This window comes from Nocardiopsis ganjiahuensis DSM 45031 (assembly GCF_000341085.1).
GTDB classification, from domain to species: Bacteria; Actinomycetota; Actinomycetes; order Streptosporangiales; family Streptosporangiaceae; genus Nocardiopsis; species Nocardiopsis ganjiahuensis.
In genome coordinates, this window is sequence record NZ_ANBA01000011.1 from 293,979 (window position 1) to 317,978 (window position 24,000).

The 24,000-nt window shown below is 72.0% G+C and carries 19 protein-coding genes and 1 tRNA gene; 10 read left to right on the forward strand and 10 right to left on the reverse strand.

Going from position 1 to position 24,000, the window contains the following annotated elements; all coding sequences use genetic code 11:
* Window positions 1-3: 3 nt before the first annotated feature.
* Window positions 4-975, reverse strand: a complete 972-nt coding sequence (locus D458_RS0116490; RefSeq protein WP_017587858.1) for a hypothetical protein — start codon at window positions 973-975, stop codon at window positions 4-6.
* Window positions 976-1,271: 296 nt separating this feature from the next.
* Between D458_RS0116490 and D458_RS0116495 the strand changes: the two genes are divergently transcribed.
* The 6 genes from D458_RS0116495 to D458_RS0116520 all read left to right on the forward strand — a co-directional run bounded on the left by D458_RS0116495 (window position 1,272) and on the right by D458_RS0116520 (window position 6,727).
* Window positions 1,272-1,460: a hypothetical protein gene (locus D458_RS0116495; protein ID WP_017587859.1), complete on the forward strand. Its 189-nt coding sequence runs from the start codon at window positions 1,272-1,274 to the stop codon at window positions 1,458-1,460.
* A gap of 253 nt (window positions 1,461-1,713) precedes the next feature.
* On the forward strand, window positions 1,714-2,241 hold the full coding sequence (locus D458_RS0116500; protein ID WP_017587860.1) for a SigE family RNA polymerase sigma factor: 528 nt from the start codon (window positions 1,714-1,716) through the stop codon (window positions 2,239-2,241).
* Window positions 2,242-2,639: 398 nt separating this feature from the next.
* Complete coding sequence (locus tag D458_RS0116505) at window positions 2,640-4,592, forward strand: ATP-binding cassette domain-containing protein (RefSeq protein ID WP_017587861.1); 1,953 nt, start codon at window positions 2,640-2,642, stop codon at window positions 4,590-4,592.
* Between the two features lie 96 nt (window positions 4,593-4,688).
* Window positions 4,689-4,775, forward strand: a tRNA-Ser gene (locus D458_RS0116510).
* Between the two features lie 108 nt (window positions 4,776-4,883).
* Window positions 4,884-5,489, forward strand: coding sequence for a cysteine hydrolase (locus tag D458_RS0116515; protein ID WP_017587862.1), 606 nt, complete (start codon window positions 4,884-4,886; stop codon window positions 5,487-5,489).
* 86 nt (window positions 5,490-5,575) lie between these two features.
* The gene (locus tag D458_RS0116520) at window positions 5,576-6,727 is read left to right on the forward strand and encodes a glycerol dehydrogenase (protein WP_017587863.1); all 1,152 of its coding nucleotides are present in this window, start codon (window positions 5,576-5,578) and stop codon (window positions 6,725-6,727) included.
* A 55-nt stretch (window positions 6,728-6,782) separates the two neighbouring features.
* Here the strand turns inward: D458_RS0116520 and D458_RS0116525 are convergent, their stop codons facing one another.
* On the reverse strand, window positions 6,783-8,183 hold the full coding sequence (locus tag D458_RS0116525; protein WP_083936335.1) for a TrkH family potassium uptake protein: 1,401 nt from the start codon (window positions 8,181-8,183) through the stop codon (window positions 6,783-6,785).
* Window positions 8,180-8,887, reverse strand: a complete 708-nt coding sequence (locus D458_RS0116530) for a response regulator (protein WP_017587865.1) — start codon at window positions 8,885-8,887, stop codon at window positions 8,180-8,182. The genes D458_RS0116525 and D458_RS0116530 overlap by 4 nt, the downstream gene beginning before the upstream one ends.
* A 303-nt stretch (window positions 8,888-9,190) precedes the next feature.
* Between D458_RS0116530 and D458_RS0116535 the strand changes: the two genes are divergently transcribed.
* Window positions 9,191-11,755, forward strand: a complete 2,565-nt coding sequence (locus D458_RS0116535) for a sensor histidine kinase (protein ID WP_026119378.1) — start codon at window positions 9,191-9,193, stop codon at window positions 11,753-11,755.
* 100 nt (window positions 11,756-11,855) lie between these two features.
* On the opposite strand, the gene D458_RS0116540 is transcribed toward D458_RS0116535, so the two are convergent.
* On the reverse strand, window positions 11,856-13,826 hold the full coding sequence (locus D458_RS0116540; RefSeq protein WP_083936341.1) for a M3 family metallopeptidase: 1,971 nt from the start codon (window positions 13,824-13,826) through the stop codon (window positions 11,856-11,858).
* 110 nt (window positions 13,827-13,936) lie between these two features.
* Complete coding sequence (locus D458_RS0116545) at window positions 13,937-15,475, reverse strand: ABC transporter substrate-binding protein (RefSeq protein WP_017587868.1); 1,539 nt, start codon at window positions 15,473-15,475, stop codon at window positions 13,937-13,939.
* A gap of 356 nt (window positions 15,476-15,831) precedes the next feature.
* On the opposite strand from D458_RS0116545, the gene D458_RS0116550 reads away from it, so the two are divergent.
* Entirely contained in the window at window positions 15,832-17,610 is a 1,779-nt protein-coding gene (locus D458_RS0116550; RefSeq protein ID WP_017587869.1) for an ABC transporter ATP-binding protein, read from the forward strand.
* Window positions 17,607-19,349 (forward strand): ABC transporter ATP-binding protein, encoded by a 1,743-nt coding sequence (locus D458_RS0116555; RefSeq protein ID WP_017587870.1) that lies wholly within the window; start codon window positions 17,607-17,609, stop codon window positions 19,347-19,349. Before D458_RS0116550 ends, D458_RS0116555 begins: the two co-directional genes overlap by 4 nt.
* 110 nt (window positions 19,350-19,459) lie before the next feature.
* Here D458_RS0116555 and D458_RS37960 read toward each other — a convergent pair whose 3' ends face one another.
* The 5 genes from D458_RS37960 to D458_RS0116580 all read right to left on the reverse strand — a co-directional run bounded on the left by D458_RS37960 (window position 19,460) and on the right by D458_RS0116580 (window position 23,263).
* The gene (locus D458_RS37960; protein WP_017587871.1) at window positions 19,460-20,032 is read right to left on the reverse strand and encodes an HD domain-containing protein; all 573 of its coding nucleotides are present in this window, start codon (window positions 20,030-20,032) and stop codon (window positions 19,460-19,462) included.
* Window positions 20,032-20,829, reverse strand: a complete 798-nt coding sequence (locus D458_RS0116565; RefSeq protein WP_017587872.1) for an ABC transporter permease — start codon at window positions 20,827-20,829, stop codon at window positions 20,032-20,034. Before D458_RS0116565 ends, D458_RS37960 begins: the two co-directional genes overlap by 1 nt.
* 14 nt (window positions 20,830-20,843) lie before the next feature.
* On the reverse strand, window positions 20,844-21,623 hold the full coding sequence (locus D458_RS0116570) for an ABC transporter permease (protein WP_017587873.1): 780 nt from the start codon (window positions 21,621-21,623) through the stop codon (window positions 20,844-20,846).
* A complete protein-coding gene (locus D458_RS0116575; protein WP_017587874.1) occupies window positions 21,620-22,570 on the reverse strand; it encodes an ABC transporter ATP-binding protein in 951 nt (316 codons plus the stop codon). The genes D458_RS0116570 and D458_RS0116575 overlap by 4 nt, the downstream gene beginning before the upstream one ends.
* A 96-nt stretch (window positions 22,571-22,666) precedes the next feature.
* On the reverse strand, window positions 22,667-23,263 hold the full coding sequence (locus D458_RS0116580) for a GNAT family N-acetyltransferase (RefSeq protein ID WP_239647970.1): 597 nt from the start codon (window positions 23,261-23,263) through the stop codon (window positions 22,667-22,669).
* A gap of 149 nt (window positions 23,264-23,412) precedes the next feature.
* Between D458_RS0116580 and D458_RS0116585 the strand changes: the two genes are divergently transcribed.
* The gene (locus D458_RS0116585; protein WP_017587876.1) at window positions 23,413-23,985 is read left to right on the forward strand and encodes a DNA-3-methyladenine glycosylase I; all 573 of its coding nucleotides are present in this window, start codon (window positions 23,413-23,415) and stop codon (window positions 23,983-23,985) included.
* The last annotated feature ends 15 nt before the right edge of the window (window positions 23,986-24,000 follow it).

Consider the following 24,000-nt stretch of genomic DNA (forward strand, 5'->3'; position numbering starts at 1 on the left):
CGGTCAGCCCTCCTGGTTGGCGACGGTCATGGTCGCGTTGAAGCAGCCGGCCTCCAGCCGCCCGCCCAGGGCGACGAAGGAGGTCATGGTGAGGGAGGCGAGGCGGCCCGCGCTCTGGCTTCCGCAGGACGGGCACAGGTCGCACAGCCAGCTGTCGGCGGCGGCGCAGTCGACGACGGGGACGACGGCGGTGTCCCGGGTGCAGTCGTTGCGCAGGCTGAGCGCGGCCCCGGTGGACAGCAGCGGCAGCGGCACGCAGGAGGTGCGCCGGTCGCACTCCCCGGGCACGCCCTCGTGGCCGACGGGGTCGAGCGCCGGGTAGGCGGCCCCGGCCACCAGCGCCCGCGGGTTCAGGTGGCTGGAACGGCCCCAGGCCGGGTCGTACCAGGTGGCGATGCCGGTGACGGTCGTGGAGTACTGCCGCGTGGGCGGGCGGCGCGGAGTCGAGTTCAGCGGGTAGGGCGGCTGGGTGGTGACCGGACGGGCCGCCCAGACCTCGCCGTCGCGCCAGGTGCCGACGGCGTCGAACAGGTAGCCGGGCTCCAGGTTCGGGTGCCGTACGGCGATGCGCCCGGAGATCCGGTAGGGCAGGACCACGGTCAGGCGGGGACGTCCGTGCCCCGGATCGATCTGGAGGCTGTCCCCCTCCCGGCCCGTGATGACGCCCGTGGCCCGGGCCGCCTGGGCCCAGACGCGTTCGGCGACCAGGCGGCCGTCGTGTGAGCACAGCACCACGGCGTCGTCCCCGGGGCGCAGCTCGGCGGGCCGGACCTCGCCGCCGCGCCAGAAGGAGGTGACCCGTTCGTAGAGGAAGCGCTCCTCCCCCTCCGGTGTGGCCAGGCAGAGCATGTAGGAGGTGGCGTCGACGACCACGCCGCGCGCGACGCGGTGGTGGACCGGTGTGGGTTCGGGTGCGGATTCGGCACCGAGCACGGCGGCTGTGAACCGACGGCGGTCCCGTCCGCTGTCCGTCATCACTGACATGTCCTTCGCGCCCCCTTGTAGACCGACTCGTCCGTCTGTGCCCATTGTGACCCCCGGCCCCTGGAACAGCCGCTCACACGCCGACACGCACCCGTTCGTGTCGGTGACATGTCCTGGGCATTGCACAACGACGGGGTCGCGGCCCCGCCTGTGAACGAAGGAGAACTCCGTGTGAAACGGCCCGGTTTCGAGGCCACCGCGCCATCACCGCATGCAAGCATTCGCGCACAGCTCGTGGCCGCGAAGTTGTCGATGTACTCCCCGAGTTCCGGAAAGAGCGCGAAGACATGAACAAGAACCGCACCCTGCTCAACACCGTCGCCGTCGCGGTGGCCGTTCCGTTCGTCCTGTTCGGCCTGGCCGCCCCCGCCGGTGCGGCCGAACTCGCGCCCGTCGCGGGCGCGGTCGACCACCTGGTGGCGGTCACCTCCGAGCAGCTGGGCCTGAGCGCGACCCTGGCCCACCTCGGCCTGTAGGAGCCCGTCGGGGCCGCGGCCCCGGCCGCTCCGGACGCGACCCGTCCGGCGAGAGCCGGCGGCGGAGGGGAGAGGCGTCCCCTCCGCCGCCCTCGCGCTGTTTTCTACCTGTTCGCGCGGTTTGTCGGCACGTGGTTCCCAGCTGCCTGGGCATTTGCGTTCGCTGTGTGAGAGTGAGAGTCCAGGGCGGCTCCGAGCCGCGGCACACACAGCGACGGCGCGCGACGGGAGTCGGCGCGGCCCGCGAGGGGCGGTGATCGGCGTGACGGGAATGACCCGGACCCCCAGGTCCGAGGAGTTCAGCCGCTACGTGTCCGAACGCGGACCGGCCCTGCTGCGCATGGCCCGTTCCCTCACCAACAGCCACGCGGACGCCGAGGACCTGCTCCAGGCCGCGCTGGTCAAGACCTTCCTCGCCTGGGGGCGCATCGCCAACCCGCGCGCCCGCGACGGCTACGTCCGCCGGGCCATGGTGAACACCCAGATCTCGGAGTGGCGCCGCAACCACCTGGAGGTCTACCCCACCGACGAGATCCCCGAGCAGCGGGTGGACGACCCCACCTGGCGCAGCGACCTCGCCGACGTCGTGGGCCGCTCCATCGAACGCCTGCCCGACCGCCAGCGCACCACGGTGCTCCTGCGCTACTACGACGACCTCACCGAGGCCCAGATCGCCGAGCGGATGGGCGTCACCATCGGCACCGTCAAGAGCACCCTGTCCCGGGCCGTGGAGAAGCTGCGCAGCGACGCCGACCTCATCATCGAGCGCACCACCGCCTGAACCGGTCCCGTCCTCGACCCGGCCCGCCCCGGTCCGGCATGGCGTCGGCCCGGCGTCGGCCCGGCGTCGGCCCGACCCGGTCCGGCGCCGGAGAACCTGGCCACCAGGTTCTCCGGGACGCTTCGCCCGGCCTCCGGTTTTCGGACCCCGGCCCGCCAGCCACCGGCAGCCTCCCCCGGTGCTTTGCGCGCGGCCGATTCGTACAGGCATTCGGATCGCGACTATCCCCCGACTTCCGTCCCGCTCCCCCGCGCGCCCCGCCCCGACAGGCCGCGCACGCCTGCCGACCGGAGTGTGATCCGGCCCGTCCGCAAACACCGCGCCCTTCCCACGGCATGGTGCCGCCGGGCCATGATCGGCACCGCCCGATCCCGCCCCGACCTCCAGGAGGAACCGCCGTGCGCACCACCCACGCCCCCGAGGACCGAGGGCCGGACACCTCCGAAACAGGCCTTGACCTGCCCGAACTCGCCCCACCCAGGTGGAACCGGCACGGCGCCGACGTCGCCGGGGCCTCCTGGTTCCGGATCGCCCGCCGCATGCCCGTGCTGGTCGGTCAGGCCGCCGCCCTGGCCTGGCGGAGCGGTCCCCGGGACGTCGTGGCCACCGCCCTGTTCAACCTCGGTTCGGGGGTCTCCACCGCCTGGGCCCTGCTGGCCACCACCTCCGTACTCACCGAACTCTTCGCGGAGGTGCCCACGCCGGACCGGGTGGCCGCCGCGCTCCCCTCTCTGGCCCTGCTCGCCCTGGCGCTCGTGCTCCGCGGCGGTTGCGGCGCCCTGGCCGGCCGCGCACAGGCCCGCCTGGTGCCCAAGGTGGTCCTGGCCGCGGAACGGCGCCTCCTGCGCGACGCCACCTCCGTGGAGCTGCGGGCCTTCGACGACAGCGACTTCCACGACCACCTCTTCCGCTCCCACACCCGGGGCTGCGACGAGGCGGGCGCCCTGGTCCGACAGACCACCGACCTGCTCACCTCCCTGGTGGGGATCGTCGCCGCGGCCGGGGTGCTGACCGCCCTGCACCCGGCCCTGGTCCCGCTCCTGCTGCTGGCGATGGTGCCCCAGTGGTGGGGTGCGGCCGCGGCCGCGCGGATGCGGTACCGGATGATCCTCGCCTTCACCGAGGGGCGGCGCCGCAAGTACATGCTCCAACAGCTCATGACGGCGCGGGAGAGCGCCGCCGAGGTGCGCTCGTTCACGATGGAGCGCCGCCTGCTCGCCGAGTTCGACCGCATCGCCCGTCGCGAGCTGGACATCCACCTGGGATTGGCCACCCGCCAGTCCGCCGTCCGGCTGGTCGGGGACACCGCGAGCGGACTCGTGACCGCGGGAGTGTTCGCCGTGCTCGCCGTGCTGCTGGCCCAGGGAGTGGTACCGATCGCTGTCGCCGGAGCGGCCGTCGTCGCCGTACGGGTGGCCCAGGGCGCGCTGAGCAACGCCCTGTACGCGGTGGCCGGCGTGTACGAGTCGGGCCTGTACTTCTCCGACTTCACGGCCTTCCAGGACGAGGCCCGCACCCGGCTCCCGCGTCCCGGCCTGGCGCCCGCCCCGGCCGGGTTCGAGCGGATCGAGCTGCGGGACGTCACCTTCGGCTACCCCTCCGGAGAGGGCTGCGCCCTGCGCGACGTGAACCTCACCCTCCACCGGGGGCGGACCGTGGCGCTGGTCGGGGAGAACGGCTCGGGCAAGAGCACGCTGGCCAAGCTGCTGTCCGGGCTGTACTCCCCCCAGCGGGGAAGCGTGTGCTGGGACGGCACCGACCTGGCCGGGGTGGACGGGGTGAGTCTGCGCGAGCGGATCTCCGTGATCGCCCAGGACCACACCCACTGGCCGCTGACCGCACGCGGCAACACCGTCATGAGCAGCACCGACTGCCCCGAGCGCTTCGCCCGGGCGGCGGCCGCTGCCCAGGCCGACAGCGTGGTCGCGGCGTTCCGGAACGGCTGGGAGACCCTGCTGGACAAGCGCTTCGCCCACGGCGTGGAACCGTCCGGCGGCCAGTGGCAGAGGCTCGCCGCCGCCCGGTCCTTCTACCGGGGTGACGACGGCGACGCGGTGCCCCTGCTCATCGCCGACGAACCCACCGCCGCCATGGACGCCCGCGCCGAGCACGGCTTCTTCACCTCCGTGCACCGGCATGCGCACCGTACCGGCGCGACGGTGGTCCTCATCACCCACCGGCTGGCCTCCGTGCGGATGGCCGACCACATCGTGGTCCTCGACCGGGGCCGCGTGGTCGCCGAGGGCAGCCACACCGAGCTGATGGCCGGAAACAGCCCGTACCGGGAACTGTGGGAGCTCCAGGCCGCCGCCTACCGGACCCCGCCCGTGCCGCAGCCGCGCACTCCCTGAGCTCGGGCGGGAGGGGCCGGGCCCGCGCACAGCCCCTCCTGCCCGGGAGATTCGTTTTGCGCAGGGCTCCCGTGCTCTGTAGTCTGGTCGCAGCCAGGAGGATTCGCCTAGAGGCCTATGGCGCCGCACTGCTAATGCGGTTAGGGGGCAACCCCTTCATGGGTTCAAATCCCATATCCTCCGCCGGTAAGAAAGGGTCCCTGCCCACGTGGTAGGGGCCCTTTCGTCATGTCGGGACCCGGGCGCCCCCGGGTCGACCGCCCTCCCCGGCGACAACCCTGGAGCATGCCGATGCGAGACGACATCCACCGCTCAGCCGTACTGGCCCTGCACTGGCAGGTCAACGTGATCGAGCCGCAGGGGGTCTTCGGTCCGCTGCTGGCCGAGCCGGTGCTCAGGAGCGGCGTGGTGAAGCGCGCCGCGGACTTCCACCGGTTCATGCGTTCGATCGGCGTACCCGTCTACTTCACCCGGTTCGTCGTCCCCGAGGACGAGGGGCAGCTGGTGCGCAACACCGCCTTCATGGAGATGGTGGGGGCGCAGCAGGAACGGTTCCGGCCGGACGGCCCCGGAGCCGAGCTGATCACCGAGATGCGGGAGTTCGCCGATCCGCAGCACGTCGTCGACAACCAGAAGCTGTCGGGCCTGGCCGGGAACCACCTGCCGGACCTGCTGGCCGCGCGAGGGATCGACACGGTCCACCTGACCGGTGTCGCCACCAACCTGACGGTCGAGCAGACGGCCCGGCACGCCACCGATCTCGGTCTGACGGTGCGTCCCGTCAGCGACTGCACGGCCGCGGCGGACGAGGACGTCCACGGCGCCTCCCTCGCGAACCTGGACCTGACGACCCGCGGCCTCGTCACGTCCGCCGACGTCCGGCACGCGCTGGGCTGATCGGCACACGACCCCCGCTCCTGTGTTTGGGGCACCGGAACACCGGTCAGGCGGAGGACAAGGAGCAACGACCTCAGGGGGCAACCATGGACCGGAACACTCCGTCCCTACGCGTCTTCGCCTCACCCGGCCGCTACGTCCAGGGGCGGGGCGCGATGGAACAGCTCGGCACGCTGGTCGGCAGGCTGGGGAGGAGCCCCCTGGTCCTCACCGACGACGTGGTGCGGGGCCTGGTCGGCGACACGCTGGAGCGCTCCTTCGAGGAGGCGGGGGTCCCGCTGACCTTCGAGCGGTTCGGCGGCGTCCCCACCAAGGCGGAGTCCGAGCGGATCGGCCGGGCCGTCGAGGACAACGGCCACGACGTGATCGTGGGGCTGGGCGGGGGCGCGGCGATCGACGCCGCCAAGGCCGCGGGGGACAACGCCGGGGTGCCCTGGGTGAGCGCCGCCACGGTGGCCTCCACCGACGCGCCCACCTCCGCGCTCTCCGTGGTCTACACGGAGGAGGGCGCCTTCGAGTCCTACCGCTTCTACGACCGCAACCCCGCGCTGGTGGTGGTCGACACCCAGCTGGTGGCGCAGGCGCCCACGAGGTTCCTGGCCGCCGGGGTGGGCGACGCCCTGGCCACCTGGATCGAGGCCCGTGCCCTGCGGGGCACCGGCGCCCCGAACATGGTGAGCGGGCTCCCCACCAGGGCCGGGACCGCCCTGGCCCAGCTCTCCTGGGACATCCTGTGGGAGTCCGCCCTGCCCGCGCTGGACGCCGTGGAACGGGACCTGGTGACGCCGGACGTGGAGGCGGTGGTCGAGGCCACCACCCTGCTGTCCGGGCTGGGCTTCGAGTCGGGCGGGCTGGCCGCCGCGCACGCGGTGCACGACGGCCTCACCGCGGTCGACGAGACCCACCACCTGGCGCACGGCGAGAAGGTCAACATCGGCTCCCTCACCCAGCTGGTCCTGGAGGGAGCCGCCACCGCCGAGGTGGAGGAGTTCGCCGAGTTCACCGCACGGGCGGGGCTGCCCACCACACTCACCGAGGCCGGACTGGGCGACGCCGACGACGCGCTGTTGGACCGGGTGGTCGAGGCCGCCACGGCCCCGGAGGAGACCATCCACAACCTGCCGTTCGCCCCCTCCCACCGGGACGTGCGCGACGCGCTCCGCGCGGTGGAGGGGGTCGGCCGCCGTGGGCGGGAGCGCGCGGGGCTGGGTGGGCCCGAGGCACCGAAGAAGGACTGAACCCGGGCCGGGTCACCGCCGTCCGGCCGGACCCGGGTGCGGTGAGGACCGCTGGTCAGCCCACGATCGGGCGTTCCTCGGGGAGTTCGTAGGCCCGGCCGCGCCTGCGCATGGCCAGTGCCGACGCCAGGGTGATGGGGCCGATCCGCCCGACGAACATCAGGAACACCAGGAGCAGCTGCCCGGAGGCCGGCAGGTCACCGGTGATGCCGGTGGAGAGTCCGACGGTGGCGAAGGCCGAGGTGGCCTCGAAGAGGATCTGGTCCAGTGTGAACGGGGTGATCGTCATCAGGACCAGCGTCGCGGACAGCACCAGCCCCAGTGACAGCACCACGACGGTGGTGGCCTGTGTCACCGTGGCCTGGCTCAGCCGCCGGCCGGCCGCGTGCACCGTGGGCTCGCCCCGCACGTTGGCGTGGACCACCAGGAGCAGGATCGCGAACGTGGTCACCTTGATGCCGCCGGCGGTGCCCGCGCTGCCGCCCCCGATGAACATCAGGATGTCCGTGGCCAGGAGCGTCTGGGTGTTCATCGCGCCGAAGTCCAGGCTGTTGAACCCGGCGGTGCGCGGCATGACGGCCTGGAAGAAGCCGGTCAGCAGCTTCTCCCTCAGGTTCAGCGCGCCCATGGTGGCCGGGTTGTTCCACTCCGTGGCCAGGAAGGCCGCCATACCGATCAGCAGCAGGGCCGCGGACATCCCCATCGTGATCTTGGCGTGCACCGACCAGTGGCGGGGCTCCCCCCGGCGCCGGGAGAACCGCCACAGCTCCACCCACATCGGGAATCCGAGACCGCCGGCGATGACGGCGAGGGCGATGGGCACCGTGATCCACGGGTCCGTGGCGAACCCCACCATGCTGTCGGAGTAGAGGGAGAACCCGGCGTTGTTGAACGCGGAGACCGAGTGGAAGGTCCCGGTGTACAGGGCTTCGGGGAAGGTCAGGTCGTAGGCGAGCCACCAGCGCACGGTGAGCACGGCCAGCAGCGCGCCCTCGAACAGGAGGGTCACCCAGAGCACCCCGGTGACCAGTTGGCGCACCTCGCCCAGGGAGACCCCCTTGGCCTCCGAGCCGGTGTAGACGGCCATCCGCAGGCCGAGTCGGCGTCCCACCACCAGCGCCAGCACCGTGGCCAGGGCCATCACCCCGAAACCGCCGACCTGGATCAGCAGGAGGACCACCACCTCGCCCGGCGTCGACCAGTACGCGGAGGTGTCCTCCACCACCAGCCCCGTCACGCTGGCGGCCGAGGCGGCGGTGAACAGTGCCGTGAGCGGGGGAGCGGACTCACCGCTCTCGGTGGCTCCGGGCAGCGACAGGAGCCCGGTGCCCGTCAGCACCAGGGCGGCGAAGGCCACCACGGTGAACTGCGGAGGGCTCGCCCAGAACCATCTCCGCCGCCGGTGCCGCCAACGGGACCACCGCGGCCCCGGACGGAGGCGTCGACCGGGGATCACGCGTCCTCCCCCGGAGCGAACCGGTAGCCCAGGCCGGGTTCGGTGAGGAAGTAGCGGGGGCGGGGCGGGTCCGGCTCCAGCTTCTGCCGGATCTTGGTCATGAACACCCGCAGGTAGTTGGTCTCCCGGCCGTAGTTGGGCCCCCAGACCTCCTGGAGCAGCTGCCGGTGGGTGACGAGTCGGCCGCGGTTGCGCACCAGCACCTCCACGATGTGCCACTGGCGGGGGGTCAGCTGCACCGTCTCCCCACCCCTGGTGATCTGCTGGGCGGCCAGGTCGATGGTGAAGTCCTCCGTCACCACCGAGACCTTCTCCTCCGACGGCGCCGTCCTGCGCATCGCCGCGCGGATCCGGGCGAACAGTTCGTCCATCCCGAACGGTTTGACGACGTAGTCGTCGGCACCCAGGTCCAGGGCCTGGACCTTCATCGGCTCCGTGTCCCGGCCGGACAGCACCACGACGGGGACCTCCGTCCAGCCGCGCAGCCCCCGGAGCACGTCCAGGCCGCTCATCTTCGGCAGGCCCAGGTCCAGCAGCACCAGGTCGGGGCGGTGGTGGGCCACGAGTCTGAGCGCGTGCTCCCCGGTGTCGGAGAGCAGGGGGGTGTACCCCCTCGCCCGCAGGTTGAGGTCGAGGGCTCTGAGCAGACGGGGGTCGTCGTCGACGACCAGGACCACCGGCGCGGCGGTGTTCCGCTCGTTCATACGGGTCCGTTCTGTGCCGTGTCAGCGCGTTCTTCCCTCAGCGGGCGCCTGAACTGGGTTTTCGTCTTTTCGTCCGACATCACGATGGTAGGAGGGGGAGCCCCCGCGGAGCCCGGGGCACACCCGAGGGGTCCTGCGGGTCAGCACGGACGCCGCGGTCGACTATGCGCCGGCACGGAGCCCGGACGGTGTCCGGGTAGCGCTCCGTTAGCGCCAACCCGAGGGGATTTAGCGGACAGTTAGCGCCAATGAGCCCCAAAACACCCGATGACCAGTGAGGATGGTTTCCGAGGAGGTACCGCTGTGACACGTGGGAGCTTGCGGGTCTATCTGGGGGCGGCACCCGGGGTGGGCAAGACCTACCGGATGCTGGACGAGGCCCATCGGCGCCGTGACCGGGGCGCGGACGTGGTCGTGGGGTACGTGGAGTGCCACGGCCGGGTGATGACCGAGGCGATGATCGACGACCTGGAGGTGGTCGCGCGCACCCGGATCACCCACGAGGGGCGCTCCTTCGAGGAGATGGACCTGGACGCGGTCCTGGAACGCCGCCCCCAGGTGGTCCTGGTGGACGAACTGGCGCACAGCAACGTGCCCGGCAGCCGCAACGCCAAGCGGTGGCAGGACATCGAGGCGCTTCTGGACGCCGGTGTCACCGTGCTGTCCACACTCAACATCCAGCACCTGGAGTCCCTCAACGACGTCGTGGAACGCGTCACCGGGATCCGCCAGAGCGAGACCGTGCCCGACGCGTGGGTGCGCGCCGCCGAGCAGATCGAACTCGTCGACATGACCCCCGAGGCCCTGCGCAAGCGGCTCGCGCACGGCAACGTCTACCGCCCGGAGAAGATCGACGTCTCCCTGGGCAACTACTTCCGCAGCGGCAACCTGTCCGCCCTGCGGGAGCTGGCCCTGCTCTGGCTGGCGGGCCGGGTCGAGGACGAACTGGAGAGCTACCGCAGCGACCACGGTGTGACCGACACCTGGGAGACACGGGAGCGGGTCGTGGTCGCGCTCACCGGCGGCCCCGAGGGCGAGACGCTCCTGCGCCGTGCGGGCCGCATCGCCCGACGCGGCAGGGGTGCGGACCTCCTGGCCGTCCACGTGGCCCGCAGCGACGGCCTGACCGGCGCCGACCCCGCCCTGCTGGCGAGGCAACGCGTCCTGGTGGAGCACCTGGGAGGCACCTACCACCAGGTGCTGGGTGAGGACGTGGCCCGTTCGCTGATCGCGTTCGCACGCGGTGTCAACGCCACCCAGCTGGTGCTCGGAGCCAGCCGCCGGGGCCGGATCGCCCGGTTGTTCTCCCCCGGCATCGGGGCCGCCACGACCTCCCTGTCCGGACCGATCGACGTCCACCTGGTCACCCACGAACACACGGGCGTGCGACCCGCCGCGGGCCCCGGGAGCACGGTCTCCCGGGGCCGCAGGCCGGCCGCCTGCGCGCTGGGTCTGCTGGGCCTGCTCCTGGTGGGGTTCGGGGTGGGCACCCCGGCGGGCGAGGTCTACCTGAGCAGCGCGATCGTCCTGGTGTTCGCCACGGTGACGGTGGTCGCCCTCGTCGGGGGGATGCGGCCCGCACTGCTGACCTCGGTCAGCGGCTTCGCCGTACTCAACCTCCTCTACACCGAGCCCTACCTCACCCTCACCGTCGCCAACGTGCAGAGCCTCCTGGCCCTGGCGGGCTTCGTGGTCGTGGCGGTGTCGGTCAGCGTGGTGGTGGACCAGGCGGCGCGCCGTACCAGGGAGGCGGCACAGGCGGGAGCGGAAGCCCAGATCCTGGCGACCGTCGCGGGCAACGTCCTGCGGGGCTCGCGTCCGCTGGAGGCGCTGATGGGGCGTCTTCGGGAGACCTTCTCCCTGACCTCGGTGGCCCTCCTCCAGCGCAGACCCGGTTTCTCCGCGCGGCCCGACCAGCGTCAGGACCGCCAGCAGTGGGAGGTGGTCGCCGCCGCGGGCGAGGACCACCCGCTCTCCCCTGCGGAGCGGGACACCGAGGTACCGGTGGACGACAACCTCACCCTGGTGCTGCGCGGCCGCCGGCTCGAGGCCGGAGACCGCAGGATCGTCGAGGTCTTCGCCGCACAGGCCGCCATCGCCCTGCGCCAGGAGCGGTTGGAGCGGGAGGCGGCCTCGGCCAGACCGCTGGCGGAGGCCGACCGGATGCGCACGGCCCTGCTCTCGGCGGTCAGCCACGACCTCCGGGCGCCGTTGGCTTCGGCGAAGGCGGCGGTGACCAGTCTGCGCAGCCGCGAGGTGCGCTTCAGCGACCAGGACCGGGACGGGCTCCTGGCCATGGCGGACGAGTCCCTGGACCAGCTGACCAGCCTCGTGACCGACCTGCTGGACATGAGCCGCCTCCAGGCGGGGGTGCTGGGGGTGACCGCGTGTCCGCTGCAGCTGCGGGAGTCCGTGTTCTCCGCGTTGGGCCAACTGGACGGGGACGCGGGGTCGAGGGTGCGGGTCCTGGTCCCGGAGGAGCTGCCGGAGGCGCTCGCCGACGCGGGACTGCTCGACCGGGTGCTGGTCAACATCGTCGGCAACGCCCTGCGGTTCAGCCCCGAGGACCGGCCGCCGACCGTCACCGCGTCCTGGAGCGGGGACCGAATCGAGCTGCTGGTGGCCGACCACGGTCCCGGAGTCGCGGAGGAGGACCGGCAGAACATGTTCGTGCCGTTCCAGCGGCTGGGCGACACCGACAACCACAGCGGCCTCGGGCTGGGCCTGGCCCTGTCCCAAGGGCTGGCCGAGGCCATGGGCGGTTCCCTGGAGGCCGACTCCACGCCCGGCGGCGGGCTGACGATGCGGTTGACGCTGCGGGTCCCGGAGTGCGTGCGCGGCGCGGCCGTCCCGGAGGCCGACCGCTGACAGCGGCGCCCCCGGTTGTCCACAGGCTGTGGACAACCGGGGGCGAAAGAAGGCCGGCGGCCCGGCCCCGCGCGCCGGAGCGGGGCCCGGGCCCGGTGTCCTAGTGGAGGCCCTTGCGGGTGAGCAGGGGGTCCATCCCGGGCTCGCGGCCCAGGAAGTCGGTGACGGCCGCCATCGGGTCGACGCTGCCGCCGAGGGACAGCACCTTCTCACGGAAGGCGTCGCCGCCCGCGCGGGTGAGGCCGCCGTTCTCCTTGAACCACTCGACGCTCTCGGCGTCCAGGACCTCGCTCCACACGTAGGAGTAGTAGCCCGCGCTGTAGCCGTCGTCGGAGAAGATGTGCTGGAAGTACGTGCTCCGGTAGCGGGGGCGCACCAGCGGGTGCAGGACGCCGGCGGCCTCGAGGGCCTCGGCCTCGAAGGACGCGGGGTCCTCCACGGTCTCCCCGGGGGCCAGGCGGTGCCAGGCCCAGTCGAGCAGCGCCGCGGCGAGGTACTCGAAGGTGCCGAAGCCCTGGTTGAACTGGCCGGCGGCGGTCAGCCGCCCCACCAGCTCGGCGGGCACCGGCTCACCGGTCTCGTGGTGCCTGGCGTAGTTGGACAGGACCTCCGGCCAGAGCGCCCACATCTCGTTGACCTGCGAGGGGAACTCCACGAAGTCGCGGGGCACGCTGGTGCCCTCGACCCGGGGGAAGCGCACCGCGGACAACAGCCCGTGGATGGCGTGGCCGAACTCGTGGAAGGCCGTCTCGACCTCGTCGAAGGTGAGCAGGGTGGGCCCGGACACCGGCTTGGTGACGTTCAGGTTGTTGACCACCACCGGCTTCTCGTCCAGGAGGAAGGACTGATCGACGAGGTTGTGCATCCACGCGCCGCCGCGCTTGGTCGGGCGGGCGTAGGGGTCCAGCAGGAACAGGCCCAGGGCGGTGCCGTCCTCGTCGAAGACCTCCCAGACGCGCATGTCGGGGTGGTAGCCCGCGAGGTCGGTGCGCTCGGTGAAGGTGATCCCGTAGAGCAGGGTCGCGGCGTGGAAGACGCCGTCCTCGATCACCCGGCCGAGTTCGAAGTAGGGCCGCAGCACGCTCTCGTCGAAGTCGTAGCGGGCCCGGCGCACCTGCTCGGTGTAGAAGGGCCAGTCCCACGGCTCGATGTCGTGTCCGGCGTGTTCGGCGAGGACCCGGGCCTCCTTCTCGACGTTGCGGCGGGCCGGGCCGACCAGCTGTCCGAGCCGCTCCTCGACCGCCTCGACGGTCTTGGCGGTCTGGTCGGCGACCTTGTAGGCCGCGTGGTCGGGGTACCCCAGCAGCTTCGCCCGCTCCGCCCGGATCGCGGCCGTGCGGGCGGCGATCTCCAGGTTCTCCGGGGCGCGCTCGGCGCTCAGGGTGTACAGGCGCTCGCGGACGGCCCGGTTCGTGAGCTGGGCCAGCGCGGGCTGCACGGTGGTGTTCAGCAGCGGAAGGACGTACTCGTCGTCCTGCTTGATCGCGCTGATCCAGGCCTCGTCCAGGCCGTCGAGGTCGGTGGCGTCCGTCGTGACGAGGGCGGCCTCGCCGGTCGCCCGGACGACGTTGCGCGAGAACTCCGTGCCGAGCTCGGCGAGTCGGGCGTTGAGCTCGCGGAGCCGCTCCTGTTCCTCGTCGCCGAGGTCGGCCCCGGCCTTGACGAAGTCGAGGCGGTACCGCTCCAGCAGCCAGGCCTCCTGGGGGTCGTCGGTGGTGACCTGCTGGATGCGCGCCCACAGGTCGCGGTTGAGGGAGACGGCGTCCCGGTGCCGGGCGGCGCGGGGGACGAGCTCCTGCTCGATCTCACGGATGCCGTCGGTGGCGTCGGAGCTGGTCAGGGTGTGCAGGACGGTCTCGACCCGCTTGAGGGTGGCGCCGGAGCGCTCCAGCGCGGCGATGGTGTTGTCGAAGGTCGCGGGCTCCGGGTTGTTCGCGATCGCGTCGACCTCGGCGAGGTGCTCGGCCACACCCTGCTCGAAGGCGGGCAGGTAGTGCTCCTCACGGACCGCAGCGAAGTCGGGAAGGCGGTAGGGCAGTTCGCTGGGTGACAGGAACGGGTTGGCGGTCAAGGGATGGTGCTCCTCGTCGATCAAGGTAGGTGGCTCGTGCCGTTCTACCGTGCCGCCGACGGCCTGTCACCCGTCAGCCGGGGCGGCCGCGCCGGACCGCCCCGGTCCGCTCACTCCGACCCGATGACGTGCGGGTCCGGCAGCGGTTCCCGGGGATCGGTCATGGGCAGCTCGACGATGGGCACGTACCTCCCGGTCGCCTCGCCACCGCCCTCCGGGCTGTAGCTGAGGGTCCCTCCCCCGGCCTCGACGGCGTACGCGGAGTTGAGCAGCATCAGCCGGGACCTCACCTCCTCGGGGGTCGGCACGTCCTCCGTGCCCCCCTCCTCGGCGGTCATCCGCACCGCTCTGACGGCCACGGCCGCGGCGTCGTGGTTGACCAGCGCGTAGCCGTTGGCGAGCCCGCTGACCTGGCCCCCTTCGACATACCTCAGATAGGCGTCCCGGAACCTCGAGTACCCCCGCGGGACGACCTCCTCCCCGCTGGAGGTGCTCTGCCAGCGGGTGTCGATCCCGGACGCGTACACGAGGGTGATGTCGTTCGCCTCCAGGATCTTCATGGTCCTCTCGTCCTCGAGGATGCTCAGTCCGGTGACCACGAACAGGATGCGCAGGGGTTCCTCGAACGTGCAGATCTCGGCGTCCAGGGCGTCCAGGAAGACGTCGAGGTCGGGGGCGCGACCAGCGAAGAGGACCGTGTTGACCTGGGTGCTGCACACGTTCCGGGCCACGTTCTGGAACAGCCCGCTGATCGGGGTGTCGCCGACGGTGGTCCCCCGGTAGGACTGGGTCGCCTCGTCGATGTGGTCCTGGAGGTGTTCGCGGTAGGCCTGGTACAGCGTGGAAGCGAAGAGGTCGTCGTTGGTGTCCTGCACGATCAGCGCCCGGACCGGGGAGGGGACGGCGTCGAGGTAGGCGCCGAGCGCCTTGATGTACTCGTTGTTGCTGGGAGCCGCCCGGATCACCCCGGGCAGGGCCGGGGCCTCCGGGTCACCGGCGTCGTCCAGCCCCCTGGGGCCGTGCGCCAGGCCGTCTGCGGTGACGGCGGAGGAGACCATGGGGATGTTGTGCGCGTTCAACCGTTCGGCGATGTCTCGCGTGCTCGGGATGCTCACCCCCATGCCGGTGACGGCGACCAGGGGCCGTTTCTCGTCCTCGGACATGGACACGAGGTCGTCCACGACGGGTCCCCACTGCTCCTGCTGGCTGCCCACGTTGGCCAGGACCAGCTGGATCTGCGGGAACTTGTCCCCGAAGCTCTGGCTGCTGTTGGCCCGCCGCACGGCGGTGTAGGCGCCCTCCAGCGAACGGAGCATCCGTTCCGCGTCCATCGGGCTGACCGAGTCGAAGGTCAGAATGCCGAGAAAGGCCACCCGGACCACGGGGGTCTCCCCCTGTCCCAGTTCCTCGACCCGGTCGTTCTCCTGCTTGATCTGGTTCTGGATCCGCTCGAACTGGGGGTGGAAGGAGTAGGAGCCGTCGGTGATTCCGATGCACTGGCCGTCGATCTCCTGGACCCCGCTGTCAGGGCCTCCACAGGTGAACCGGTCCCAGAGGGCGACGGTGGTCGCGACAAGGGTGACGGCGAGCGCGCCCGCGAACCCCAGCAGCAAGGCTCGTTTCCAGTCCTTGCCGCCCGTGTCGGCCATCTGTGGTCACCTCTCCTTTGCCGGTCCGCGCACCCTGGCGGCGCGACCGGTTCGCCCTCCAGCGGGTCTGCCCAGGGTCCCCCGTCAGACCGTCAAGGACTTATGATGCGCGTTTTTCCTCGATATATGAGCGGACTTATCTTTCGTGACGGAGGCGTTATAAGAATTCCCTCCCTTTTATCGCCGCGAATCACCGGAGTCACTTTTGAGACCCCGCGTCGGTTCCGGGACCTGACCGCTGAATCAGGTGCCCCGAACCGACGCCCCCGCCTCCTCACCTCTCGGACACCCCCACCCGAGCACCTTTCCGGCGCTCTGGTTTCATGACTGTGATCCAGCACGCACGGAGGTGTTGCTTGCCCGTTCCCACGGGTGTCCCCGGCCCCTGGGGAACTCTCCCGCTCCCCCGCTCCGCACTTCCCCCCATCGGCACCCCCGACCTGCGCGGCCCCTTCCGCTTCGTGTGGTGGCTGATCGCCTCGCAGCCCTGGCGCGTCCTGCGCGGCACGTTCTACGGCACCCTGTGGATGGTCGGGCTGATGACCCCGCCCTACCTGCTCTCCCGGGCCATCGACGACGGGCTGCGCGCCGAGAACGTCCGGGCGCTCCTCCTGTGGGCCGGGATCACCGCCGTGGTCGCCGTGGTCACCGCGACCGTGTCGATCCTGCGGCACCGGACGATGTTCCTGGTCCGCACGGACGCCGCGCTCCGCACCATGCGCGCGATCACCCGGCACTCCACGGTGCTGGGCTCGTCCCTGTCCCGCCGGGTCACCTCCGGTGAGCTCTCCACGGTGCAGGCCTCCGACGTCCTCCAGATCGCCCACATCCTGACCCTGACCGGCCCCGGCGTGGGCTCGATCATCGGCTACGTGGGCGTCGCCGTCCTGCTGTTCACCATCTCCCCGCTGCTCGCCGCGATCGTCGTGCTCGGGGTCCCGGTGCTGGGCCTGGTCATCGGCCCCCTGATGGGCCGGCTGCACAGCAGGCAGGCCGTCTACCGCGAGCACCAGGGGCGCACCACCGCGCTGGCCGCGGACATCGTGTCCGGTCTGCGGGTCCTGTGCGGGATCGGCGGCAAGACGCACTTCGCCCGCCGCTACGAGGAGCGGTCCGGGGAGCTGCTCCACCAGGGCTACCGGGTCAGCGAGACCACCAGCTGGTTCCAGGCCGTGAGCGCCTGCCTGCCCGTGGTCTTCCTCGGCGCGGTCACCTGGGTGGCCGCCCGCCTGGCCGTGACCGGCCAGGTCACCGTCGGCGAGACCGTCGCCGTCTACGCCTACGTGGCGGTCCTCATCCTCCCGGTCTTCTTCCTCGTCGAGATGGCCGACTCCGTCGTCCAGGGCCTGGTCTGCGTGCGCCGGGCGCTCGCCCTGCTCACCCTCGAACCCCCGCGCACCGGCAGCGGCAGGGACCTCCCCGGACCGGAGGAGGATTCGGAACTGGTCGAACCGCGCTCCGGGGTGACCGTCCCGCCGGGCCTGACCACCGCCCTGGCCGGTGCCGTCCCCCGGCAGGCCGCCGAGGTCGTGGACCGGCTGGGCCGCTTCACCGCCTCCGACACCCTGTGGGGCGGTACCGGGCTGCGCGACCTGGCGCTCGACGAGGTCCGCCACCGGATCCTGGTCTCCGACAACGACTCCTACCTGTTCGCCGGCTCCCTGCGTGAGGTCCTGGACCCGCACGGAACCCGGACCGACACCGAGATCCACTCGGCACTGCACGTCGCGGGCGCCGACGACGTGGTCACGTCCATGCCCGACGGCCTGGACTCCGCGGTGGAACCCCAGGGCCGCAACCTCTCCGGCGGCCAGCGCCAACGGGTCAGGCTGGCCCGGGCCGTGCTCGCCGACCCCGAGGTCCTGCTCCTGGTCGAACCCACCTCGGCCGTGGACGCGCACACCGAGTCCACCATCGCCGAACGGCTGCACGGGGCCAGGGCCGGACGTACCACCGTGATCGTGAGTTCCTCCCCGCTGCTGCTGGACCGGGCGGACCGGGTGGTCCTGCTCGTGAACGGGGAGGCCGCAGCCGTCGGCACCCATGGTGAGCTGCTCACCGAACGGCCGGACTACCGGGCGCTGGTCTTCCGCGGCGCCCCGAACGGCGAGAACGGCGAGGAGAGCCCGCAGTGACCGAACGACTCCCGGTCGCGGACCGCGCCCAGGTGCGCCGCGACACCGTCCGGCTGCTGAGCACCGAACGCGGACGGGTGTTCCGGCTGATCCTGCTGACCTGTCTGGCCGCCGGCGCCGGACTGGTCGGCCCGTACCTGCTGGGCCGGATCATCAACATGGTGGAGGAGGGCACCGCCACGCTGGGCCGTGTGGACCTGCTGGCCGCCTGCGTGGTGGCGGCGGCCTTTCTCCAGCTCCTGCTGACCCGGTACGCGCGCCGTGCCATCTACCGCTTCGGCGAACACGTCCTGCGGCGGCTGCGCGAGGACTTCGTCGGCCGGGTGCTGTCCCTGCCCACCCGGGTGGTGGAGCGTTCGGGCACCGGCGACCTCACCACCCGCGTCTCGGCGGACGTGGCGACCGTGGGGACCAGCCTGCGCGGGGCCCTGCCCGGGATCAGCATGGCCCTCATCCACATCCTGGTGCTGCTGGTCGCGGTCACCTGGCTCCACCCGGTGCTGGGGCTGTGCGCGCTGCTGGGGTTCCCCCTGGTGTGGCCGGCCCTGCACTGGTACCTGAAGCGCTCCCGTGAGACCTATCTGGCGGAGGGCGCCGCGCTCTCCAGCGCCCTGGAGGGCACCACCGCCACCGCCGAGGGCGGCCGCACCGTGGAGGGTCTGGGCATCCAGGAGGACCGCCGGGAGGTGACCGAGCGGGACGTCGGCGTCCTGTACCGGGCCCGCCGGGGCGGCCTCCGGCTGCGGACGGTGCTGTTCCCGGTCGCCGAGTCGGTCTTCGTGCTGCCGACCTCCGCTGCCCTGCTGGTGGGCGGGATGCTGTACCTGAACGGCGGGATCAGCCTCGGCGTCCTGGTGACCTGCCTGCTGTACGTGCAGCAGATGGTGGACCCCATGGTCGGCATCACCCAGCGGGTCGAGGAGCTCCAGCGGGCCGGGGCCTCGTTCGCGCGGCTGCGGGGTGTGCAGCAGCTGCCCGAGGAGTCCTCGGACCCGGGACGGCTCCCCGCCGACGACCGTATCGAGCTGGTCGGCGTCCGCTACGCCTACGTGCCCGGACACGACGTGCTGCGCGGCATCGACCTCAGCGTGCGGCCCGGGGAACGGCTCGCGCTCGTGGGTCCGTCCGGGGCGGGCAAGAGCACGATCGGCCGCCTGCTGTCCGGGGCGGACGTGCCCGGTTCGGGACGGGTCCTGCTCGGCGGTGTGCCCGTCGCCGAGCTCTCCCCCGAGGTGCTGCGCGAGCGGATCGTGCTGGTCACCCAGGAACACCACGTGTTCACGGGAACGCTGCGGGAGAACCTGGCCATCGCCGCCGAGGGCGCCGACGACACCGAGCTGTTGCGGGCCCTGGACTCGGTGGACGCCGACTGGGCGCGGAAACTGCCCGACGGCCTGGACACCCTGGTGGGATCGGGCGGCGAGGCCCTGGAACCGGCCCGGGCCCAGCAGGTGGCGCTGGCCCGCGTGGTGCTGCTGGACCCGCACACGGTGGTGCTGGACGAGGCCACCTCGCTGCTGGACCCGCGAACGGCGCGGCACACGGAGCGGTCCCTGGCGGCGGTGCTGGAGGGCCGGACGGTGATCGCGATCGCGCACCGCCTGCAGACCGCGCACGACGCCGACCGGGTGGCCGTGGTGGCGGACGGGCTGATCACCGAGCTCGGCACGCACGACGAGCTCCTCGCGGCGGACGGAGCCTACGCGGCCCTGTGGAGTTCCTGGCACGGCACCGACTGAACCGGCGCCCGGGCGACCCCGCAGACCGGGTGAACCCGTGGTGGGGGAGGGGTGGGGAAGGGGTGGGGAACCCCGGACGGCCTTCGCGGTCGAACACGCGGGAACCGCGTCTACTCCCCGGCCGCCGTCCCGGGCGGGACCACCGGGTGGCGGGCCTGGTGGGCCAGGCGCTCGTCGGCCCGCTCGGCCAGCACCCTGAGCTCGTCGTCCAGGCCCATGTAGACCTCCCACTCGGGTTCGCCCGCCGTCTCGGCGATCCGGCGCGTCACCGCCAGTTCCAGTCCCGCCACCCGGGCCCCCTTCCACACCTTGTCGGCCAGGCTGACCAACAGGTCCTCCAGCGCACGGCCCGGCGCCGACCAGTCGCCGTGCGTGGCACAGAACCGGGCCAGGTCCGGCGGCACGCCCCGGTCCCGGAGCATCCGCTCCCCCGCCACCTCGTGCCGGTGGCCGGGTCCGGTCAGCTCGCCGGTGTGCCGGGCCTTGCCGACGTCGTGCAGGGCCGCGCCGAAGCGCACGGCCTCGGTGTCCACCCGCAGGTCGGGATGGGCCCGGCGCAGCCAGGCCAGGATCTCCGCCGCGGTGTCGTGGACCAGTTCGCCGTGCGCCACCAGGCGGGGCGGCGCCCCGACCGAGGCGAGCAGCCGTACCGCCTCCTCCGGGAGCGGTCGGTAGTCCCCCATCAGTCCAGCGCCCCGTTGCCCGTGCGGGCCCTGGCGAACACCTGGCGGAAGGACACCAGGGCCAGCGACAGCCAGCACGCCGCGGCCAGGAGCATCAGCCCCACCGAGGCCAGGACCGCGGAGGCGGGCGCGCCCGCCTCCACCGCCCGCACCGCCGCCAGGCCGTGGGTGACCGGGAGGGCCTGGGCGATCCACTGGACCGGGACCGGCCAGAACTCCACCGGCACCATCGCGCCGCTGATCGCGATCACGCAGGTGGTGCTGATGGCGCTGATGATGTTGCGCGCCTCGGAGAGGACCAGGGCGAACGAGGCGACGAGCATCGTCATGCAGTAGGTGGACAGGCAGGTCAGCACGACGATCCCGACCAGGACCGGCACCTGGTGCCACTCCCAGGCGATCCCGAAGAACGGCGGGACCGCCAGCAGCGCGATCGACGTGGTCGCGGTCGCCGATGCGGGCCACTGGAGGCTGCGGCCGAAGTAGAACACCCCGGGCTCGACCGGGGAGGCGGTCAGCAGGCCCATGGTGCCCTGGTGCCTGTCCCAGCAGGTGGACGCGGTGGCCAGCATCGTCTCGGCCACACAGGTCATGACGGCGGCGCCGAGGACGATGTGCACCGTGTACTCGGGGTCGCCCACCAGCACCCCCACGAGGCTGTAGAAGACCATCTGGCAGAGCAGCCGGATCAGCCAGCCGAAGAGCCAGGTCCTCCAGCTGTACACGACTCCCAGGTCGGCGCGGGCGATGACCGCGGCATGGCGCACGGTGCGCGCCGCCTGGACGGGTGTGATCACGGTTCTTCCCCTCATCAGACGCGGGACAGGGTGCCCTCGGCGCGGGCGCGCCGGAGGAAGCGGACGAGCGTGAGGGAGCCGAAGGCCAGGGCGGCCGCCCCCAGGGCCGCCATCGTGAGGAGCCGGAGCGCGACCGCCTCCACCGGAGCGGGTTCGAGGGCGTCCCGGAACAGGTCCGCACCCCAGGACAGGTAGAGGACCCGGCTCGCCCCCTCCAGCCAGACGGGGAAGAGCGCCACCGGCACCATCACCCCGGCCAGCAGGAACACCGGCATGGACAGGGAGTTCTGCACGATCCGCGCGCCCGGGGCGACGATGAACACCGCGGACAGGGCGGTGACGGTGGCCGCCGTGGCCAGGGAGGTGGCCAGTACCGCGAGGACGAACACCACCGGGTGGTGGATGGTGATCCAGACCCCGAACACCAGGCCGGCGGTCACGATGGCCAGGGCGAACGCGGGCAGCGAGATGAACATCGCCCCGCACAGGCGGCCGAACACCAGCGACGGCAGGGAGACGGGCGAGGCCAGCAGGGGCTCCAGGCGGCCGTTCTCCCGGTCCTCGCTGATCATCTCCCCGGCGAACATCAGTCCGGCGGTCCACAGCGACATCAGCGTGGGTGCGACCACGGCGTAGGAGGCCAGGTCGGTGCGGCCGGAGTAGAGCATCATCGACATCAGGACGACCGTGGTCAAGGGCGCGCCGACCAGGGCGAAGTAGGTGTCCGCGCTGCGCACCATCGCCCGGAGCTGGAACCCGAGGCCGAGGGTGAACCCGCCGAGCAGGCGCCTCACGGATCCACTCCCATCCCGCGTCCGCCGACCAGGTGGAGGTAGACCTCCTCCAGCGTGGGGCGGCTGAGGGAGACGTCGCGGACCTCGGCGTCGACCAGGGCCCGCTGCACCGCGAGGGTGGCCTCCGGGGCCTCGGTCTCCACCCGGGTCAGACCGCCCCCGGTACCGGTCACCGAGACCACCCCCGGCAGCACGGCGAGCTGCTCGCGCACCCGCTCCGGAACACCGCGGGCGTCCACGCGCTCGTAGGCGGAGACCAGGTCGCCGACGGTCTCCGGGGTCTCGGTCATCACCAGCCTGCCCTGGTCGATGAGCGAGACGCGGTCGCTGAGCGCCGCCGCCTCGGCCATGTCGTGCGTGGTCATGAGGATGGTGGTGCCGCCGCCGCGCAGTTCGCCGACCAGTGCGCGGAAGTCGCGGGCGGCCACCGGGTCCATGCCGACGGTGGGCTCGTCCAGGATGAGCACGCCGGGGTCGGAGACCAGGCCGCGGGCCAGGTGCAGGCGCTGCTTCATGCCCCGGGAGAACCCGCCGACCACCTCCTCGGCCCGCTCTGCCAGGCCCACCCGCTCCAGGAGCTCCCCGACCCTGCGGCGGCGCCGGGTACCGGTGATCCCGTAGACGGAGGCCCAGAAGGTGAGGTTCTGGCGTGCGGTGAGCCGGTCGTAGGCGCCCTTGTCACCGCCGAAGACGATCCCGAGCGAGCTCTTCACCCCGGCGGTGTCGGTGACCACGTCGTGCCCCAGCACCCGGACGGTGCCCGAGGTGGGCAGCAGGACCGTGGAGACGATCTTGCACAGGGTGGTCTTGCCCGCGCCGTTGGGGCCGAGCAGGCCGTGGACCTCGCCCTCGGGGACGACCAGGTCGATCCCGCGCAGCGCCTCCAGCGGATCACCCCTCTTGCGCTGGTAGACGCGTCTGAGGCCGGTGATCTCGAGGGCGCTCACGTGCTTGCTCCTCCGGGGGGTCGGGGGGTGGAGACGCTGGGGTGCCGGATCCGGGTGCGGCCGGTGCGGGGTGGGCACCGACCATTTATCTTGACATCAAGCTACCCCAGGGGTTCCCGAAGCCTCAAGGCCCGACCCCGGCCGGGGCGAGCAGCGCTCGTGGATGTACTCCAGCCCGTCGATCTCGTCCCACTGCTCGCCCACCCACTCGAAACCGAAGCCGGCGATGGTCGCGAGCGAGGCCTTGTTGTCCGGACTGATCGAGGCCCGCACCGTGGCGACCTCGGGCGAGGCGTCGGCCCGGCGGAGCAGTTCGACCAGGGTGGCCCGCGCGTATCCGCGGCGGCGCAGCTCCGGCACCACCGAGTAGCCGATCTCCACCATGCGGCGCTCGTCCGGCGGACCGTGGAAACCCGCGTGGCCCACCGCCCAGCCGCCGTCGGCGTCCACGACCACGTTGGCCAGCCAGCCCGCCCGGCTGGGAACCGCCCGGAGCTGGCCGAGGCGGTACTTGCTCAGCCAGAGCATCTCCTCACTGGCGAAGTGCTCTCCCAGCTCGGTGCCGACCAGCACACCGGCCGTCTCCCGGTCCCCTTCGGCAAGTGCGGCGAGCACGGGTTCGGTCATCTCCACCAGGCGCACCCCGGGTCCGGCGGGGCGCTGTGGTCCGGGGGCTGTGTCTGTGTCTGTCACCGTCCCATCCTTTCCCGGCTCACCCGCCCCCACAACGTGTTTTCGTCCCCCGCTGTGACTCAGAGTGTCCCACCGCTGGTCCGCGGACCGTCACAGGGATCCGGGACGATGGGTACACCCGTCCGAACCACCCCGCCGAGGAGCACCCCGTGACCGACACCGACGCCTCCCGCTGCGCCTGGGCCCGGAACGCCTCCGAGCTGATGACCTGCTATCACGACACCGAGTGGGGGCGCCCCTCGCACGGCGACGGGTACCTGTTCGAGATGCTCGTCCTGGAGGGGGCCCAGGCCGGACTGTCCTGGTCCACGGTGCTGAACAAACGCGAGAACTACCGGCGCGCGATGGACGGTTTCGACTTCGAGCGGATCGCTTCCTACGGGCAGGCCGAAACGGAACGCCTCCTCGCCGACCCCGGCATCGTCCGCAACCGCCTCAAGGTCGCCTCCGCCGTACGCAACGCCCAGGCCTTCCAGCGGATCCGCCAGGAGTTCGGCAGCTTCGACGCCTATCTGTGGGGCTGGGTCGAGGGCACGCCGATCGTCAACCACTGGACCGCCCCGGAGGAGGTCCCGGTGACCACCGACCTGTCGGACCGGCTGAGCAAGGACCTCAAGAAGCGCGGGTTCAACTTCGTGGGCAGCACCATCGTCTACTCGTACCTCCAGGCCACCGGCCTGGTCGACGACCACCTGGAGGGCTGCCCCGCCAAACCCGCCTGAGGCCCCCTCAGGAGG

What these genes read in the sequence shown, in the direction of transcription:
- D458_RS0116545 (WP_017587868.1), bottom strand. Translation starts at nt 15,475, where the DNA reads ATGGCCGACACGGGCGGCAAGGACTGGAAACGAGCCTTGCTGCTGGGG.
- D458_RS37960 (WP_017587871.1), bottom strand. Translation starts at nt 20,032, where the DNA reads ATGGGGGACTACCGACCGCTCCCGGAGGAGGCGGTACGGCTGCTCGCC.
- D458_RS0116520 (WP_017587863.1), top strand. Translation starts at nt 5,576, where the DNA reads ATGGACCGGAACACTCCGTCCCTACGCGTCTTCGCCTCACCCGGCCGC.
- D458_RS0116530 (WP_017587865.1), bottom strand. Translation starts at nt 8,887, where the DNA reads ATGAACGAGCGGAACACCGCCGCGCCGGTGGTCCTGGTCGTCGACGAC.
- D458_RS0116490 (WP_017587858.1), bottom strand. Translation starts at nt 975, where the DNA reads ATGACGGACAGCGGACGGGACCGCCGTCGGTTCACAGCCGCCGTGCTC.
- D458_RS0116495 (WP_017587859.1), top strand. Translation starts at nt 1,272, where the DNA reads ATGAACAAGAACCGCACCCTGCTCAACACCGTCGCCGTCGCGGTGGCC.
- D458_RS0116515 (WP_017587862.1), top strand. Translation starts at nt 4,884, where the DNA reads ATGCGAGACGACATCCACCGCTCAGCCGTACTGGCCCTGCACTGGCAG.